Below are 16,082 nucleotides of genomic sequence, written 5' to 3'. Positions count from 1 at the left end.
CTTAGCCTAACAGCGCGTCGCCACATGTAAAGGATTACATCGGCCGCACTCGACACGCCTCGTCGCGCGCGACATGAAGGATGGATGCCGACGATCGTCCAAGTCGCCGCGGAGGCGGGGGTTTCCACCGCCACCGTGTCGCGCGTCCTGAGCCAGCCGGACCGCGTGGCGAGGAGTACGCGCGAACGCGTGCTGCAAGTCGTTGCGTCGCTTGGCTATCAGCCCAATGTCGCGGCACGCAGCCTGCGCACGCTGCGCGCCGCCAAGATCCTGCTGACGGTGCCGGACATTTCGAATCCCTTCTTTGCCAGCGTCATCCGCGGCGCCGAGGAAGCGGCGCGCGCCGCCGGCTACGCGATGGTGGTGGGCGACACCCGCCACGATCCGGAGGTGGAGGACCAGTATGCCGACATGCTCTCCCGCCGGGAGGTGGATGGGCTGATCTTCCTGGGGCACCGCCTGCCGGCGAGTCTCGCCCCGCTGCTCGCGCGCGAGGGCGCACTCGCCCCGATCGTGAACGGCTGCGAATTCAGTGCGGACCTGCAGGTACCCAGCGTCCATATCGACAATGCGGCCGCCGGCAGCGACGCGCTCGAGCATCTGATTGGCCTGGGGCACCGCGACATCGGGGTGATCACCGGGCCGCCGGTCAGCCCCATCAGCCGCGACCGCCTGAGGGGCGTCCTGCGCGCGGCAGCCCGGCACGGCCTGTCGGAGCGCCTGCAAACCCGCGAGGGCGATTATTCCGCCCACTCAGCCGCCGAGCAGACGGCGGACCTGATCGCGCATCAGGTGTCGGCGATTTTCTGCTTCAGCGACGAAATGGCGATGGGCGCGATGAGCGCGTTGGGCGAGGCGGGCCTCAGCTGTCCCGCCGACGTGTCGGTCGTGGGTTTCGACGACCTGCCGCTCGCGCGCTTCCTGCGCCCGGGCCTGACAAGCATCGCGCAGCCCAAGGGCTTGATCGGGCAGCGTGCGGTGGAGTTGCTGATCGACGTCTTGCGCGGGGTCGATCACCCCGGCCGCCAGGTCACGCTCGCCCATGAACTGGTCGTCCGCGGCAGCACCGCGCCGCTCCTGCTCGCGGAAGTCGTGGCGCAGTAGAAGCAGACGCGCTGGGATCACCAGCGCGCCACCCGCTTATTTGCCGAGTTCGCGCAGCCAGATGTTGCGAAAGCTGATCGGCGCGCTCGGATCGCCGTGGTCCTGCAGCTTGATCGCAGCCGGGCCATGCGGCGTGTAGCGCGGCTGGCCGATATAGACGGTCGGTCCTTTCAGCGCCGTATGATCCTGCACCAGTACCCCGTTCATCCAGACCGTGGCCGTGGCCGGCCGGGTCACCGCGCCGTCCGCGGAAAAGCTCGGCGGCGTCCAGACCACGTCATAGCTCTGCCACTCGCCCGGCTTGCGCGCGGGGTTCACCAGCGGCGGGTGCTGCTTGTAGATGCTGCCCGCCTGCCCGTTCACATAGGTCGGGTTCTGGTAGCTATCCATGATCTGGAGCTCATAGCCCAGGTCGCCCTCGCCGATCGACGCCAGGAAAAGGCCGCTGTTGCTGCGTGCCTGGCCCTTGCCGGTGATGCCGGCCGGGATCTTCCATTCCAGATGCAGTTGGTAGCTGCCGAAGCTGCGCTTGGTCTCGATGTTGCCCGTGCCCTTGTTCACGGTCACGACGCCGTCGCGAACGGTCCAGCGCGCCGGGCCGCCGTCCTTGGTCGACTTCCACTGCGACAGGTCCCGGCCGTCGAACAGAACGACCGCGTCGGAGGGCGGCGGCGTCGTCACCGCGGCTGCCGCGGTGACGACCGGCGGCTCCGGCTTCCACACTTCGGTGTCTTCGGGCTTTGCGGACGCGCCGTTCTGCATGGCGAGGACCCCGGCTACCAGCGTGAGCAGCATCACGACCGCCCCCCGTGCCGCGAAGAAGGCGGCGTCACCGCGCCCCCGAGCCCGCCCTGACGGACGACCAGCCCCGCATTGTGTTGCATCCCGCACCTCTCCCATTTGTTTGGCAAAGGATGACGGCGGCGTCCGCCCTTGCCAAGCCCGAATGTAGCGGACCGGACGCGCCCGGAAGGAACGACCAAGCGCCCGCGGCGCTTAGCCCAGGATCGGTCACCAGCTTTGAGGACTCCATGCCCCACTTCGCTCCCCCCGGCCCGCTCGGCTTCGGCGGCGCCCCCCTCGGCAACATGTTCGACGTCGTGGACGAGGCGACGGCGGAAGCCGCGCTCACCGCCGCCTGGGACAGCGGTGTGCGCTACTTCGACACCGCACCCCATTATGGCAGCGGCCTGTCGGAGCACCGCTTCGGCACGGTGCTCCGCCGCTATCCGCGCGAGCAGTTCGTGCTGTCGACCAAGGTCGGCCGCTTGCTGCGCCCGGACACCAGCCGCCCCGAAAACCCGCCGTTCAAGGAGGGCCTGCCGTTCCGCGTCGACGTCGACTATTCCTATGACGCGACGATGCGCTCGATCGAGGACAGCTTCCAGCGGCTCGGCCTCGCCGAGATCGACATCGCGTTCGTCCATGATCTTGCCCCCGATCACCTCGGCGACGCATGGGAGGAGCAGTTCGAGGTTGCGCGCACCGGCGCCTTTCGCGCGCTCGACGCGCTCCGCGATCAGGGCGTCCTCAAGGGCTGGGGCCTGGGCGTGAACCGTACCGAGCCGTGCGTGCGCGCGCTGGAGCAGGCGAACCCGGACGTGTTCCTGCTTGCAGGGCGCTACAGCCTGCTCAACCAGCCTGCGCTCGACCGCCTGTTCCCGCTGTGCGCCGAGCGCGGCGTTCATGTCGTCGTCGGCGGCCCCTATAACAGCGGCCTGCTCGCGGGCGGCCGCACATTCGAATATCAGGACGCACCCGCCGAGATGATCGAGAAGCGCGACCGCATCGCGGCGGTGTGCGAACGTCACGGTGCCGACATCCGCTCCGCCGCGCTCCAGTTCTGCGCGGCACATCCCGTGGTGGCAGCGATCATCCCCGGCGCCAAGCGGCCGGAGAAGGTCCACGAGAATGCCCGGCTGATGGGAGCGACCGTTCCGGCAGCGGTTTGGGAGGAGTTGCGGAGCGAGCGACTGATCCCCGCCGATGCGCCAGTGCCGGGCGACACCACCGGCAATTGAGTGTGGGCACCCCGGCGAAGGCCGGGGTCCAGTTGCGATAGTCCATCAGCTTAAGCGCGGCTCGTTTGTCCTGAGGTACCATTGAGCGAAGTCGACATGGCGTATCGAAGGGCGCCACACGTGCTTCGATACGGGTCTTCGACTTCGCTCAGCCCCTACTCAGCACGAACGGTTTTGCTCTAGACCTTCTCCACCCGAGCCCAGGCCCGCTAGGATTCCGGGGCGGGGATCGGGAGGTGCAAAAAGCGCCTACAGCCGCTCCGGCGCGAGCAGCTCGAACTCCACGGGATCGTGCGAGCAGATGATGCGCACCTCGTCGGCATGGTCGAGCGACAGCCGGCGAAGCCGCTGCTGGTTGTGGAGCCGAGCCGCCCGATCGACCTCCATCATCCGCTGGTACCCGCGCGTGGCCGGCGGACAGGAATAGCGCTCCGAGCCGATCTCGCCGCGGTAGAAATAGGCGTCGGCCGCATGGAGCAGCCAGCGGCCGCTGTCCTCCTGGATGGCGATCCCTGCATGGCCCCAGGTGTGGCCCGCAAGCGGGATCAGCAGGATCTCGGGCGGAAGCCCGTGGAGGTCGCGCACCGCATCGAACCCAAACCAGCTTTCGCCGCCGCCGAACGGGTAGAGTCGCCAATCCTGCATCTCGTCCCATTGCTGCGGGCGGTAGCGTCGCGTGCCGACGAACGCGCCCCCTGCCCGCTCGTCCGCAACTTCCTTTTCGCGCGCGGTCACGTGCACCGCGGCGTTGGGGAAGTCCTCCAGCCCGCCGGCATGATCGAAATCCAGGTGGCTGACGATGATGTGCCGCACGTCCGCCGGATCGAACCCCAGCGCCCGCACTTGGGCAACCGCCGTCTCCTCCCGCCGCAATTGCGGGTTGTTGAGCGTGAGGAAGAAAGGCGCGAGCCTGCGCAGCGGATGCGCGACATCGCGCGTGCCGAAACCGGTGTCGACCAGCACAAGGCCGGAGTCGGTCTCGATCAGCAGGCAGTGGCAGACGAGATGGCCAAAGGGGCTGACGCTCTTGCCGTCGAACAGCCGCCCGCCGGCGGGGCAGCAGGTGCCGCAATTGAGGTGGTGGATGCGCATGGATCAGTTCCCCTCGGCCGGGACGCGGAGACGGGCGGCGGTGCGTTCACGAAGCGCCGCTTCGTGCCTGCGGCTCCGCAGCCAGGCAGCGCCCAGCAGCGTGCCCACCACCACGGCCACGATTGCAGCGGGCGGAATAGGTGTGGCCGGGGAGTTCGGCGTCGTCGTCATGCGCGTTCTTCCTCTCAGCGGAACCTGGGATCTGGCGGGAGCCGGTGTTCGCTTGCAGGGCCACAAGCGTCGGGCGCGATAGGCTGTTCCCGGCCCGGCACAAAAAACGCGTCGTTACCGGAGGCGCCACGGTGGAACGCTATGCGCGGTTCGTTCGTCCGGTCCTCGAACCCGAAACCAAAGCAGGAGCTTACCCGATGGCGATCTTCAACAAGGACATGGTCGAACTCGCGAACAAGAACACCCTTTGGCAGAAGGAAGTGTATCGCGACCCCAAGGTGCAGATCGTGCTGATGAGCATCCCGGTCGGCGAAGAGATCGGGACGGAGACGCACCCGGCGGACCAGACGACCTTCATCGTCTCGGGCGAGGCTCAGGTGGTCATCGACGGCCACTCCACCAAGGCCGGGCAGAACCACATGGTGGTGGTACCCAAGGGCTCCGAGCACAACATCATCAACAAGGGCACGGGCGAGCTGAAGCTCTTCTCCGTCTATGCCCCGCCGGCCGAGCCAGAGGGCGCCGCCTTCAAGACCAAGGAAGAGGCCGAGGAGGCCGAAAAGGGCCTGCTCGCCAAGGCTGCCGACAAGGTGAAGGAGGCGGTCGGCCGATGAGCCGCACGCCCCTGCGCGTCGTCATCACCGGCGCCTCCAGCGGCATCGGCGCGGCAACCGCCGTCGCCTTTGCCCGCCAGGGTGCTCAGCTGGTGCTCGGCGCGCGGGGCGCGGCCGGGCTGGACGACATCGCCCAGCGCTGCCGCGGCGCCGGCGGCACGGCCGAGCCGCGGACGGTGGACGTCACCGACCCCGCGGCCGTTACCGCCTTTGCGGCCGAGGCGAACGCCACGCTGGGCGGCATCGACCTGTGGTTCAGCTGCGTCGGCGTGGGCGTGCTCGGCAAATATCACGACGTGCCGATGGCCGATCACCAGCGCGTGATCGACGCGAACCTGGTGAGCCACATGAACGAGGCGCACGCCGTGCTGCCGTTCTTCCTAGCGCAGGATCGCGGCACCTGGGTCAACATGATCTCGGTCGGCGGCTTCTTCGCAGCGCCCTTTGCCGCGGCCTATTCCGCGAGCAAGTTCGGGCTGCGCGGTTTCAGCGAGGCGCTGCGCGGCGAGCTGTCGAAGAACCGACACATTCACATCTGCGACGTCTATCCGACCTTTGTGGACACGCCCGCGGTCGGCCATGCCGGCAACTACACGGGCGCGCAGCTCAAGATGCCGCCGGGCTCCCTCGCGCCCGAGACGGTGGCCAAGGCCGTCGTGCGGCTCGCCCGCCGCCCGCGCAACACCACGGTGGTCGGCGCTCCGGCCATTGCCCTCAAGCTCGGGCAGTTCGCGGTGCCGAACTTCAGCGCCGCGATGATGAACGGCTTCCTGGAAAGCTGGTCCAGCAAGGCCGATCCGGGCGAGGACGGCACCGGCACCTTGTTCGACCCACCCGCCGAGCCGAGCGGCATCGACGGCGGCCAACGTCATCCCGAGCGGCGGCGCAAGGCTGCGGCTGTGGCCGGGGCGAGCGCCATCGGCGCCGCTGCGCTTGGCGCATGGTTGTGGCGACGGCGCCACGCGGCCTGAGTTCGACGACATCCAATATCCCCCCGCTTATCTCGAGTAGGGATCGAGCCTTTCGAGAGCCCGTATCGAGAGAGCCGCCACCACCAATTTCTCGACAGGCCGCCTCGACAAGCTCGACGGCTACTGGAAACGAGCGGAAAAGGGCACGGACGGATCTTTGATTGGTTGCCCAACCGTGCCCAACCTCCAGGCGCGCATTGCGGGGGCACTGCAATGCGCCCTATCCAGAGCGAATGCGAACCGCCCTCTCCCGCCGCACCTTTGTCGGCGCTGCCCTCACCCTTCCGGCCCTTGGCTCAGCAGCATTGCTGCGCGCCGCCGAACCGGACCTGTCCGAGCTTCGCGACCTCACCACCGGCGCCCGGCCGATCGACGCCAAGGAGCGGCTGGCCCGGATCGGGCGCGCGCAGGCGCTGATGCGCCGCCACGACATCGCCGCGGTCGTGATCGAGCCGGGCGCGTCGCTCTCCTATTTCACCGGCATCCAGTGGGGGCGCAGTGAACGCGTGACCGCCGCCGTCCTCCCGCGCGAGGGCGAGGCGCTGGTCGTCACGCCGTTCTTCGAGGAGCCGTCGGTGCGCGAGACGCTGGACGTGGCAGCGGAGGTACGCGTCTGGCAGGAGGATGAAAGCCCGCTCGCGCTGGTTGCCGCCTGGCTGAAGGAGCGTGGGCTCGCCAAGGGTCGGCTCGGCATCGAGGAAACCGCGCGCTTCTTCGTGGCGGACGGTCTTGTCGCACGGCTGCCCGACATGCGGCTCGTCTCGGCGGATCCGGTTGTGCGCGGGCTGCGCATGATCAAGTCGCCGGCGGAGATCGCGCTGATGCAGCTGGCGACGAACGTCACCCTTGCCGCCTATCGCTGGACCTGGGTGCGGGTGGAAGCCGGCATGACGGGCCGCGATGTGTCTGCGCTGATGGATGCGGCGACCCGCAAGCTCGGCGGCGATCCGGAATTCTCGATGGCGCTGGTCGGCGAGGCTTCGGCCTATCCGCACGGCAGCCGTCAGGTGCATCGCATCACGCCTGGCGAAGTCCTGCTGATGGACTGCGGCTGTTCGGTCCACGGCTATGAGTCCGATGTGTCGCGAACCTTTTCCTACCGCAGCGTCCGCCCGGACGTGCGCCGGGTGTGGGAGACGGTCGCCAAGGGGCAGCAGGTCGCGCGCGCAGCAGCGCGTATCGGCGCCCCTGCGGGCAGCATCGACGATGCCGTCCGCGCCTTTTACGAGCGCGAGGGCTATGGCCCGCGCTACCGCCTGCCCGGCCTGTCGCACCGGACCGGCCACGGCATCGGCATGGACGGGCATGAGCCGGTAAACCTGGTGCATGGCGAGACGACGCCGCTGGCGGCCGGCATGTGCTTTTCCAACGAGCCCGGCCTGTATCTGCCCGGCAAGTTCGGGGTGCGGCTGGAGGACTGCTTCCACATGACGGCAACCGGGCCGCAGTGGTTCAGCACGCCGCCGGTGTCGATCGACGAACCGATCTGATGCGGCGCATGACGGGTCGGGGCGGATCGAAAGCGTCGGCTTCGGGTTCGTCTCTCGAAGGAGAGGCGCCGCCGCATGAACATCAGCACCGAATGGCAGCAGGTCGCGGTCTATGCCGTGCTCGCCGCGCTCGCGCTCGTCCTGATCCAGCGCATTCCCTTCATCGGCCGGATCGTGCGCTTCGCCTTTTCGGTCGGGCTGCTCGCGTTCTGCCTGTTCCTCCTGTTCCAGCAGGCGCCCTATGAGCCGTCGCTCGCTCGCATTGCCACCAAGCTCGGTCTCAACGACCAGCAGGTCTCGGGCGACGAGGTGCGGATCCGCATGTCGCCCGACGGACATTTCTGGGCGCGCGCTACCCTGAACGGCGTGGAGCGCCGGATGCTGGTCGACAGCGGCGCGACCATCACCGCCATCTCGGAAGAAACCGCGCGCGCTGCCAAGGTCGGCTCGGGCACCAACCTCGTCCCCATTGTCCTTCAGACCGCAAACGGCCTTGCCCAGGCGCGCACCGGATCGGTGGATCGGCTCGAGCTCGGGCCGATCACCGCCAGGGAGCTGAAGGTCGCGATCTCCCCGGCGCTTGGCAACATGGACGTGCTGGGCATGAACTTTCTCTCGGATCTCGCTTCCTGGCGCGTAGAGGGGCGAACGCTGATCCTGGTTCCGCAGGGCGCAGCCGCCGGACGCGAGTAGCCAAAGAAAAAGGCGGGCGCCCAGGGGCGCCCGCCTTTCTTGCATTCGGCCTGGGATGAACGGCTCAGCCGGCCATGTCTTCCAGCTCGCGGCCGCGGGTCTCATTGACCATCGCCTTCACGAAGAAGAACGACAGCGCCGCAAAGAACGCATAGCCGAAGTAGGTGACCGCCAGGCCCGGCTTCACTGCCAGTGCCGGGAAGCTGACCGAAATGGCGGCGTTGGCGATCCACTGCGCAAAGCCGGAAACCGCCAGGCCGGAGCCGCGGATCTGGTTCGGGAACATCTCGCCCAGCATCACCCACATGACCGGGCCCCAGCTGGCGTTGAAGAAGATCACATAGAGGTTGGCCGCGACCAGCGCGATCAGGCCGTTGTTGCCCGGCAGCGTCACGGCGCCGGCGGCATCCGTGACCGCCGTCGAGAACGCGTAGGCTACGATCGCCAGCGTCACCGCCATGCCGGCCGATCCGACCAGCAGCAGCGGCTTTCGGCCGATCTTGTCGACGGTGGCGATCGTGAACAGGCAGGCCCCGATCGACAGCACGCCGGACAGGATGTTGATCTGCAGCGCATTGTCCTCGGTGAAGCCGACCGCTTCCCACAGCACGGCGCCATAATAGAAGACGACGTTGATGCCGACGAGCTGCTGGAAGATCGCGAGCCCAATGCCCGCCCACAGGATCGGGCGGATCTTGCCGGTGGTTGTGTCGCGCAGGTCCGACAGCTTTGGCTTGTGGTCCTTGGCCAGCGAGTTGCGGATCTCGACAACCTTGCGGTCGGCCTCGGCGCTGCCGAACAGGCGGGTGAGCACCGCATGCGCGTCCGCATCGCGGCCCTTGGCGACCAGGAAGCGCGGGCTTTCCGGGATGACCAGCAGCGCCAGCAGGTAGATGGCGGCCGGGATCGCCTGCAGCCAGAACATCCAGCGCCACGCCGGGTAGCCGAGCCAGAAGTCGGCGGTCGAACCGCCGGCATAGCGGGCCAGCGCGAAGTTCGCGACGAACGCGCCGGTCAGGCCGGTGATGATCATCACCTGCTGCACGCTCGACAGCCGGCCGCGGATCGAGGCCGGGGTGACTTCGGAGATGTAGACGGGCGAGATCACGCTTGCCGCACCGACGCCCAGGCCGCCGATGATGCGCGCGAGGATGAACATCGTAGAGCCGTCGGCGGCGCCCGCCAGCACCGCGCTCACCAGGAACAGCAGCGCCGACAGCATCATGACGTTACGGCGGCCGATCGCGTCCGCCAGCCGCCCGGCACCGAACGCGCCGATCGCGGAGCCGAGCAGGATCGCGCCGACGTTCACGCCGATGCCGAGCCGGCCAAGCTCGAACGCGGCCTCCAGCCCTTTCTGCGTGCCGTTGATCACGCCCGAGTCATAGCCGAACATGAAGCCGCCGATCGTCGCCACCGCCACGATCGCGGCGATGAAGCCGTGGTTGGTCGCGACGCCGGCTCCCGCCGGCCCCGGTCCCCTGATGCTGTCGGTCATCGTCTCTCCTCGCCCGGTCCTTACCGGTTGTTGCTCCTCGTCGCGGCCTGTGCATGCGTTCGCAGCCACGCTGCAGAACTCAAGCTTCCCCGTCCGCCCGAGGTTGGTATCGCTATCGGATCCGCGTCGCCCGTCAAGCGCCGCGCGCACGCGGACGTCGCCTGGGCGGCGCATCCGACTGGCGGCGGATCAGGGTATAGTCCAGCACCTGCTGTGCAGCCGCACTGCTGCCGGCCTTTTGCTGGCGGATCGTGCTCACCAGCAGATCGACGGCGCCGCGCGCCATGTCGGCGATCGGCTGATGAATGGTGGTGAGCTCCGGCCAGATCGCGGTCGCCAGCGTCGTGTCGTCGAAACCGCAGACGGTGAGGTCGCCGGGCACGTCGAGCCCACGGCGGTGCGCCATGGCAACGGTAGCCGCAGCCATGTCGTCGTTGGACGAAAAGATTGCGGTCGGCGGCTCGGCCAAGTCGAGCAGTTGCTCGGCGGCATCCAGGCCGGACCGATAGGTGAAGAGCCCGTCCGCGATCAGCGCCGGGTCCTCGTCCATGCCCGCCTCCGCCAGGGCCTCCCGATAGCCTTCCAGCCGCTGCGCACTTGCGGATAAATTGGGGTTGCCCTTGATGAAGCCGATCCGCCGGTGACCGAGCTCCATGATGTGGCGGGTCATCACCGCCGCCGCCGTACGATCGTCGATGCGGACGGCAAGCTGGTTCTCGGCCGGCAGGCTGGTCGCCACCGCAACCGTCGGCACCCGTGCAGCGCGAAGCAGCGACAGCAGCGCCGGCGCTTCGCACAACGGCGGCGGCAGGATGATGCCGTGGATGCCGCCGCGGACCAGATGCTCCGCCACCTCCAGCTCGTGCTCGCCCAGCTCGCACTTCTCGACCACGATCTGCACGTCGCTTCGGCTCGCCTGCTCCAGGCTGCCGAGCAGGAACTCGCTCAGGTAGCCGGCGCTCGGGTTGCTGTACAACAGGCCGATGCGCACCTGCCCGCCGCCTGCAAGGCTGCGCGCGGCGCGATTGGGGGCATAGTTGAGCGCGGAGATGGCCTCGTTGACGGTGTCGCGGGTGGCCGGCCGCACGTTCGCTTCGCCATTGATGACGCGCGAGACGGTCATCGGCGACACCCCGGCTCGACGCGCGACGTCGCTGATGGTGGGCGCGGATCCCGCTCGACGGGAGGAACGGGGCCGGGCGGTGATGGTCGATTCCATGGGCAGGTCGGCGCGATCCCGGTTCAAGAAACGTCAGGCATGAACGCAAGCCTGCCGATGGGCAAGAGCGTGCAGGTTATCGCACCCGGCAACGGCCGCAGAACTGGCCGGGCGCAGAGCTGGACAGGTTCACTCATCGCCAGAACCCGCGGCCTCTGCCTTCTGCTGGGCGCCCAGCGCATCCAGCACCGCCTTTGTGGCCGCCTTGTCCTCCAGCGCTGTGAGCAGGCGCGCAGCTGGATTGTCCGGCGCGGCATGAGCGGAATAGGCCAGCGGACGCAGCGCGCGCTTTGCCTCGTCGATCTTGCCGTCGAGCAGCGACTGGTGCGCATAGGCGAACCGCAAGGCCGGATCCTGCGGCACCAGTTGTTGCGCCCGTTCCAGCGCGTCCTTGGCATTTGCCGTGGCCGGCACGCCTGCCATGCCGAAGCTCGAATAGAAGAGCATCAGCGTGTAGGCATCGTTGCTGTCGATCGCGTTGGCCTTGAGCAGCCAGCTGCGGGCCTCCTTCCACACGGCGGGATCGGTCGACCGCGCCTCTCGCGCCCGGCGGAGATGCACCTGGCCCTTGTACACCAGCGCCTGGGACGACCTGGCATCGATCGCGAGCGCGCGATCGGCTGCGGCCTCTGCCAGATCATAGCGCCCGGCATCGAGCGCCATCTCCGCCAGCCACCCCTGCACCGCCGGATCGTCCGGATAGCGCTCTCCGATGGGGATCGCGTCCTTCAGGATAGGCTGCGCCGTCGTACGGTCCACGCCGCGGTCGGAGCGCATGCGCAGGTCGATCATCGCCTTTTCACCTGGTCGAAGGGCGCGCACCTGGACGACCGGCTGCGGCAGCTTGTCCAAGCCAAAGCGGAACGCCGGCAGCTTTGCGGACCGCAGCCGCGCGTCCAGTTCCTTGTCGAGCGCCCGCAGATCGCCAAAGGCTTCGCGCGCCGCGTCGACGCTCGGCGTGCCGCGGTTGATCGCCTCCAGATATCGCGTGAACTGGTCGCGCCGCTTCGAATCGCCCGCAACAAAGATATAGTGGGTGAGCAACCAGCCGCGGGCGTAGAGCGCGCTCATCTCGTCCGGCCGCAACGAGCGCATGTTCGCCGCAAACAGCTTTTCTGCCGAAAAGGGTTGCCCCCGCAGCAAGTCATAGGCGCGATGCTGTGCGGCGCCGCCCACCCAGGCGGCGTCCTTGTCGAACCGCACGGTCGACAGGAACTCGGCATACCCTTCGGAGAACCACGCCGGAAAGGCGCTGGCGAAATTGCCCAGCAGCAGATGATGGGCATATTCGTGGAAGAGCACGATCTGGGGCTGATCACGGCTGATCGCGTCGCTGCCGGGTGCGCGCGCGGGCGTGAACGCGACCGAGCCGCTGGCACGGCCCTCATAGAAGCCGGCGATATTCCGGCTGTTGGCACCGTAGAGGCGGCGCACGGCGCTGTCGTTCGGCACCACGTAGACGGTGAGCTTGTTCGATTCGTCCTCGGGACGCGTGGGGATCTGCTGGAAGTAGCGGAAGACGCCGTCAAAGCGTTCGAGCTCTTCGGCCTGCTCCTTTACGTCATCCGCGTCCCCGTTCGCGTAGACGATGAAGTGCTTCGACGTTGCCTCGTGCCACTCGGCGCGCGCAGGCGCCGCCCCCATCAGCGCGGCGCCGACCAACAACGATGCCAGCCACATCGAACGATGCATCCTGCCCCCTCCCCTTATTTGCAGGGAGCCTAGCGAGCGGATTTCGCGGTGTCAGCCCGAGTCCGCGTTCATTTCGCACAAGTGAGGGATCACCAAGGACGGCCCCTGTGGCGAACGGAAGAACGGCCGGGCAGCGGTGAAGCGCGGATTGCGCGTACCGCGACCCACCTGTCACCCGAACTTGGCGCTTGCGCGGTAGATCAAGCAGAGCCTAAGGGCAGTCGCGCGTCGGGGAGTGGCGCAGTCTGGTAGCGCGCCTGCTTTGGGAGCAGGATGTCGCAGGTTCGAATCCTGTCTCCCCGACCATCTGCTACCAAGTCTCTGATTTCGCGTCTTAACGACGGCGATCAGGGACGGTTGCGCCTCGACCGTACCCCTCGCTGTACCCCTTGGGGCGGCATAAAGGGCTTTTCGAACGTGGGCTTACGCGGCAGCAGCTACTGGTGGCGCAAGAAATTGACGGTCGCCGGCGTGCGGTTAACCCTGGCGTTACCGATCGGTGCAATGAGCTTCAAAGAAGCGCGAGCTATCGCTTTGCGCCTCGGTTCGGCGGCGGAAGCATCGCGCATGCGATACGGCGAACGGTCGACAGGGTAAGCGCTGACCAGCTCAAGAAGGTGTTCAGCGACGCGCTGCGCTGGCAGTTGCAGCGCATCCTCGAGGATCAGGTCGCCAGCAGCACCGCCGCCGTAGATCACGCCAGCGTCAACTCTCGCTTTGCCGAGGCATGGTTTATCAGCGTCTCCGGCCCCATGCGAACTGGCGCAACATCGATTACAGCATACGAGGCCACGTCCGGAGATTCCTCAGTCTGAAGGTAGGCGGGGATCTCAACCCTTGCCAATCCGACAGGCTTCTCGCCGGCAGGCTCGGACGCTGAGCTCACGGCGGCCGATACACTCAGATGAACAGATGACCACTTTAGGGAAGAGGAAGTAGGCGCGCGAACGGCCGGAACTGGGCCGCAGCCGCCACGAAGCTGCTGGTCGGCTGCGCCCGAAAGTTCGCCTCCCAGGTCGTTCACCGCGTTCCTGACTACATAAGGTCGTCCGGCCCGGCAGCTTCTCGCGCTGAAGACACGCCGATATTCTCCATTAGCTGCCGCTGTTCGCGATAGTAGGCGAGCGGTTCACTCCCGGTTCAGCGCGCTAGTACAACTCTCCTCCATCTAGTCAGGTGGAAGCCAGATGAGCTGGACACGACGGGGAACGCTAAGGTCCGCGGCGGCGATTTGCACCACGGTCATGCTACCCGTCTCGATATCTCGTGCCGGAGAGCGGGCGGAGCCGGGTGACGACTTCTACCTTTACGCCAATGCGGCCGACCTGGAACGGATGACCATCCCGCCGGGACGCTTCGACTATGGCCAGTTCGATCGCGTCACGGATAAGGTTAACAGCGAGCTCCAGCTGCTGATCAAGACTGCGGCACGGCTGTCTCCCTCCCGCGGCTCAAGCGACGCGCTGATCGGCACAACCTATGCCGCATTGTTGGACGAGCAGGCGATCGTGCGTCGCAGCTCCTCCTACCTGTCGCGCGCACTGGGCCGGATCCGGGCGGCGAACACGCACGAGGCAGTGGCGACGATCATGGCGCATCCGCGGTCGAGTTCGCTGGTGGCCTTCAACGTCTTCCCGGCGGAAGGCTCATGGATGCTCTATGTCGATCAGCAGAACCAGACCATGCCAATGCTGGGACTGCCCACATCAGCATATCTAGGCACCGACGAATATTCGACCAAGGTGCGGGAGGCGCATCACGCCTGCATCGCCCAGATCTTCGCTCTCGCTGGTATCCCCGATGGAGATCGCCGCGCCGCCTCGATCGTCGCTCTCGAAACCGAGATCGCGCGCAGGCAATGGAGCCCGGAGCGATTACGCGACCGACGCGCCAACCTTCATGTGATGACCGTCCGGGAGCTGGAGAGCTTCGCACCGGGGATGCCGTGGCGGACGATGTTAGCCGCACGTGGCGTTGACGACGTTTCGCAGGTGAACCTGGGAGAGGACAGCGCCATCGCGGCGCAGGCACAGCTGTTCCGCGCCACGCCTGCCAAGGTCTGGCAGGACTGGCTCGCCTTCAATTGGCTGCGCAACGGCATGGATGCATTGCCGACAGCGTTCCGCGATACATATTGGCGCTTCCTCGTGATCGTAAGAGGCGGAACGGAGCGCCCGACGCGCGCGGCTGATGCGGTGCAGTTCGTCAAGGGGCGGCTCCCGATGGAGTTGGGTCGCCTGTATGTGGAAAGGCACTTCTCCCAAGCGGACCGCGCCGCCGCCGGCGAACTGCTCCTGTACCTGAAGCGCGCGATGGCTGAGCGACTCGACGAGGCGGAGTGGATGGACACAGCCTCTCGAGCTGAAGCGCTGGAGAAGCTGAATGCGATGACGTTAAAGGCGGGTTACCCGCGTACTTGGCCTGCATCTCTGAAAGGCGGGTTGCGTCTGGACGATGCCGCGGGAAATCTCGACAGGCTTGTCGAGCAGGATTGGGAAAGGCAGCGGGCGCGGCTCACCGACCCGGCCGCGCGCATCGAACTATGGTATCAGGCGCCCGCGGCGGTCAACGCTAGCTACAGCGTCCTGCTGAACGCGATTGAGGTTCCTGCGGCGATCCTCCAGCCGCCCTTCTTTTCGGCATCGTGGAACGCCGCCGTCAACTTCGGCGCCATCGGCGCCATCATCGGCCATGAGATGGGGCACGGCTTCGATGACCAGGGGCTACTGTATGACAGCAAGGGAGTGATGCGCGCCTGGATGTCGACGGAGGCGCAGGCTGCGTTCCGGACCCGTGCCGACCGGCTCGTTGCGCAGTATGACGCATTCGAGCCCCTGCCCGGGGTGAAGCTCAATGGAAGCCGCACGATCGGGGAAAACATCGGCGACTTGTCGGGCGTCTCGCTGGCGTTCCGCGCCTACGAGCTCTACCGCAAGGACAAGGCGCTGCCCGACGACGAGCAGGATGCCCACCGGCGCTTCTTTCTGAGTTGGGCGAAGGTATGGTGCTACAAGGCGCCGGAAAGCGCGATCCGTTACATCGCGGCCAATAGCTACCACTCTCCTCCGGCGTACCGAGTGAACGGCGTCGTGCGAAACATTGAGGCGTGGTATCGTGCCTTCGACGTACGGCCTTGAGCCGCTCTGTACCTTCCCCCAGAGACAAGAGCAGATCTCTGGTAGGACGCGTGCCGACCGGCGTGTCGCTGGCTTTTCAAGCAGTGTGCCAGTTGAGTGTTCTCTAGGCTGCACCAGTCAGAATTGGCCGCGTTAGTGACCAGAAGCCACCCACTGACCTCTTTCCATCCTTGATTGCCGTTCAGCAGCTTGGATGTGTCACTAAACCGATCCTTTCGTGAACATCAACGAGCGGCGGGTTTCGGGAGGGGAGCACGGCGGCACGAGTGTCGTGTATTGGGTCCTTGCGGCCGCCATCTCCCGGACAGTTCTCGACCCATTTTCGGCGCGCGAGCGGCTGTCACAGCCGCCTAAAAAGCTGTCCTATGTTCGACCCACGC

Annotated in this window: 14 protein-coding genes and 1 tRNA gene; 8 read left to right on the top strand and 7 right to left on the bottom strand. The window is 66.8% G+C overall.

What is annotated here, in order from left to right:
- Positions 1 to 84 precede the first annotated feature (84 nt).
- A complete protein-coding gene (locus LK533_RS08710; RefSeq protein WP_229362395.1) occupies positions 85 to 1,104 on the top strand; it encodes a LacI family DNA-binding transcriptional regulator in 1,020 nt (339 codons plus the stop codon).
- A gap of 36 nt (positions 1,105 to 1,140) precedes the next feature.
- Here LK533_RS08710 and LK533_RS08705 read toward each other — a convergent pair whose 3' ends face one another.
- On the bottom strand, positions 1,141 to 1,899 hold the full coding sequence (locus LK533_RS08705) for a 3-keto-disaccharide hydrolase (RefSeq protein ID WP_229362488.1): 759 nt from the start codon (positions 1,897 to 1,899) through the stop codon (positions 1,141 to 1,143).
- 236 nt (positions 1,900 to 2,135) lie between these two features.
- On the opposite strand from LK533_RS08705, the gene LK533_RS08700 reads away from it, so the two are divergent.
- On the top strand, positions 2,136 to 3,125 hold the full coding sequence (locus tag LK533_RS08700) for an aldo/keto reductase (RefSeq protein WP_229362394.1): 990 nt from the start codon (positions 2,136 to 2,138) through the stop codon (positions 3,123 to 3,125).
- A 249-nt stretch (positions 3,126 to 3,374) separates the two neighbouring features.
- Here LK533_RS08700 and LK533_RS08695 read toward each other — a convergent pair whose 3' ends face one another.
- Both LK533_RS08695 and LK533_RS08690 read right to left on the bottom strand, forming a co-directional pair.
- A complete protein-coding gene (locus tag LK533_RS08695; RefSeq protein WP_229362393.1) occupies positions 3,375 to 4,217 on the bottom strand; it encodes an MBL fold metallo-hydrolase in 843 nt (280 codons plus the stop codon).
- A 3-nt stretch (positions 4,218 to 4,220) separates the two neighbouring features.
- The gene (locus LK533_RS08690; RefSeq protein ID WP_229362392.1) at positions 4,221 to 4,388 is read right to left on the bottom strand and encodes a hypothetical protein; all 168 of its coding nucleotides are present in this window, start codon (positions 4,386 to 4,388) and stop codon (positions 4,221 to 4,223) included.
- 197 nt (positions 4,389 to 4,585) lie between these two features.
- Here LK533_RS08690 and LK533_RS08685 point away from each other — a divergent pair, with 197 nt between their 5' ends.
- From LK533_RS08685 to LK533_RS08670, 4 genes are all read left to right on the top strand, one after another.
- Positions 4,586 to 5,002, top strand: a complete 417-nt coding sequence (locus LK533_RS08685; RefSeq protein ID WP_229362391.1) for a cupin domain-containing protein — start codon at positions 4,586 to 4,588, stop codon at positions 5,000 to 5,002.
- A complete protein-coding gene (locus tag LK533_RS08680; RefSeq protein WP_229362390.1) occupies positions 4,999 to 5,973 on the top strand; it encodes an SDR family oxidoreductase in 975 nt (324 codons plus the stop codon). The genes LK533_RS08685 and LK533_RS08680 overlap by 4 nt, the downstream gene beginning before the upstream one ends.
- Before the next feature lie 233 nt (positions 5,974 to 6,206).
- Entirely contained in the window at positions 6,207 to 7,463 is a 1,257-nt protein-coding gene (locus LK533_RS08675) for a M24 family metallopeptidase (protein ID WP_229362389.1), read from the top strand.
- Between the two features lie 75 nt (positions 7,464 to 7,538).
- Complete coding sequence (locus LK533_RS08670; RefSeq protein WP_229362388.1) at positions 7,539 to 8,156, top strand: retropepsin-like aspartic protease family protein; 618 nt, start codon at positions 7,539 to 7,541, stop codon at positions 8,154 to 8,156.
- Positions 8,157 to 8,220: 64 nt separating this feature from the next.
- Here LK533_RS08670 and LK533_RS08665 read toward each other — a convergent pair whose 3' ends face one another.
- From LK533_RS08665 to LK533_RS08655, 3 genes are all read right to left on the bottom strand, one after another.
- Positions 8,221 to 9,654: a sugar porter family MFS transporter gene (locus tag LK533_RS08665; protein ID WP_229362387.1), complete on the bottom strand. Its 1,434-nt coding sequence runs from the start codon at positions 9,652 to 9,654 to the stop codon at positions 8,221 to 8,223.
- A 133-nt stretch (positions 9,655 to 9,787) separates the two neighbouring features.
- The gene (locus tag LK533_RS08660) at positions 9,788 to 10,873 is read right to left on the bottom strand and encodes a LacI family DNA-binding transcriptional regulator (protein ID WP_229362487.1); all 1,086 of its coding nucleotides are present in this window, start codon (positions 10,871 to 10,873) and stop codon (positions 9,788 to 9,790) included.
- A gap of 129 nt (positions 10,874 to 11,002) precedes the next feature.
- Positions 11,003 to 12,565, bottom strand: a complete 1,563-nt coding sequence (locus tag LK533_RS08655) for a DUF1570 domain-containing protein (protein WP_229362386.1) — start codon at positions 12,563 to 12,565, stop codon at positions 11,003 to 11,005.
- A gap of 229 nt (positions 12,566 to 12,794) precedes the next feature.
- Between LK533_RS08655 and LK533_RS08650 the strand changes: the two genes are divergently transcribed.
- A tRNA-Pro gene (locus LK533_RS08650) sits at positions 12,795 to 12,871 on the top strand.
- A 131-nt stretch (positions 12,872 to 13,002) separates the two neighbouring features.
- Here the strand turns inward: LK533_RS08650 and LK533_RS08645 are convergent.
- Positions 13,003 to 13,263 carry a hypothetical protein gene (locus tag LK533_RS08645; RefSeq protein WP_229362385.1) on the bottom strand — a complete coding sequence of 87 codons (261 nt, stop codon included), beginning with the start codon at positions 13,261 to 13,263 and terminating at the stop codon, positions 13,003 to 13,005.
- A gap of 546 nt (positions 13,264 to 13,809) precedes the next feature.
- On the opposite strand from LK533_RS08645, the gene LK533_RS08640 reads away from it, so the two are divergent.
- On the top strand, positions 13,810 to 15,702 hold the full coding sequence (locus LK533_RS08640; RefSeq protein WP_229362384.1) for a M13-type metalloendopeptidase: 1,893 nt from the start codon (positions 13,810 to 13,812) through the stop codon (positions 15,700 to 15,702).
- The last annotated feature ends 380 nt before the right edge of the window (positions 15,703 to 16,082 follow it).

This window comes from Sphingomonas sp. PL-96 (genome assembly GCF_020707215.1).
GTDB lineage: Bacteria > Pseudomonadota > Alphaproteobacteria > Sphingomonadales > Sphingomonadaceae > Sphingomonas.
The sequence above is the reverse complement of the archived record's forward strand: the minus strand, read 5'-3'. Positions and strand labels throughout refer to the sequence as shown.